The sequence below is a fragment of the Serratia sp. HNCC26DJ244 genome, from assembly GCF_057180565.1.
In genome coordinates this window covers 1-1,753 of the sequence record NZ_JBXUGO010000057.1, presented here as the reverse complement: position 1 = coordinate 1,753, position 1,753 = coordinate 1, and the positions used below count along the sequence as shown (strand labels likewise).

The 1,753-nt window shown below is 52.9% G+C and carries 1 rRNA gene; it reads left to right on the top strand.

Going from position 1 to position 1,753, the window contains the following annotated elements:
* Positions 1-1,725: ribosomal RNA gene (locus tag AC2A06_RS18485) — 23S ribosomal RNA — on the top strand; the annotation flags it as partial.
* Positions 1,726-1,753: the final 28 nt, after the last annotated feature.

Here is a 1,753-nt window from a genome sequence, read left to right as displayed (position 1 = left end):
TGGGTAGGGGAGCGTTCTGTAAGCCTGCGAAGGTGACCTGTGAGGGTTGCTGGAGGTATCAGAAGTGCGAATGCTGACATAAGTAACGATAAAGCGGGTGAAAAGCCCGCTCGCCGGAAGACCAAGGGTTCCTGTCCAACGTTAATCGGGGCAGGGTGAGTCGACCCCTAAGGCGAGGCTGAAAAGCGTAGTCGATGGGAAACAGGTTAATATTCCTGTACTGGGTGTTACTGCGAAGGGGGGACGGAGAAGGCTAGGCTATCCGGGCGACGGTTGTCCCGGTTCAAGTGTGTAGGGGGGTAGACCAGGCAAATCCGGTTTACTATCAACCCTGAGGCACGATGACGAGTCTCTACGGAGATGAAGTAGTTGATGCCCTGCTTCCAGGAAAAGCCTCTAAGCATCAGGTAACATTTAATCGTACCCCAAACCGACACAGGTGGTCAGGTAGAGAATACTCAGGCGCTTGAGAGAACTCGGGTGAAGGAACTAGGCAAAATGGTGCCGTAACTTCGGGAGAAGGCACGCTGGCGTTAGGTGAAGGGACTTGCTCCTGGAGCTGAAGCCAGTCGCAGATACCAGCTGGCTGCAACTGTTTAATAAAAACACAGCACTGTGCAAACACGAAAGTGGACGTATACGGTGTGACGCCTGCCCGGTGCTGGAAGGTTAATTGATGGGGTTAGCGGCAACGCGAAGCTCTTGATCGAAGCCCCAGTAAACGGCGGCCGTAACTATAACGGTCCTAAGGTAGCGAAATTCCTTGTCGGGTAAGTTCCGACCTGCACGAATGGCGTAATGATGGCCAGGCTGTCTCCACCCGAGACTCAGTGAAATTGAACTCGCTGTGAAGATGCAGTGTACCCGCGGCAAGACGGAAAGACCCCGTGAACCTTTACTATAGCTTGACACTGAACATTGAGCCTTGATGTGTAGGATAGGTGGGAGGCTTTGAAGTGTGGACGCCAGTCTGCATGGAGCCAACCTTGAAATACCACCCTTTAATGTTTGATGTTCTAACTCGGCCCCGTGATCCGGGGTGAGGACAGTGTCTGGTGGGTAGTTTGACTGGGGCGGTCTCCTCCCAAAGAGTAACGGAGGAGCACGAAGGTTGGCTAATCACGGTCGGACATCGTGAGGTTAGTGCAAAGGCATAAGCCAGCTTGACTGTGAGAGTGACGGCTCGAGCAGGTACGAAAGTAGGTCTTAGTGATCCGGTGGTTCTGAATGGAAGGGCCATCGCTCAACGGATAAAAGGTACTCCGGGGATAACAGGCTGATACCGCCCAAGAGTTCATATCGACGGCGGTGTTTGGCACCTCGATGTCGGCTCATCACATCCTGGGGCTGAAGTAGGTCCCAAGGGTATGGCTGTTCGCCATTTAAAGTGGTACGCGAGCTGGGTTTAGAACGTCGTGAGACAGTTCGGTCCCTATCTGCCGTGGGCGTTGGAAGATTGAGAGGGTTTGCTCCTAGTACGAGAGGACCGGAGTGAACGCACCCCTGGTGTTCGGGTTGTCATGCCAATGGCACTGCCCGGTAGCTAAGTGCGGAAAAGATAAGCGCTGAAAGCATCTAAGCGCGAAACTTGCCTCGAGATGAGTCTTCCCTGGGCCTTTAAGGTCCCTGAAGGAACGTTTAAGACTAAGACGTTGATAGGCTGGGTGTGTAAGTGCAGCGATGTATTGAGCTAACCAGTACTAATGAACCGTGAGGCTTAACCTTACAACACCGAAGGTGTTTTGACCTGATA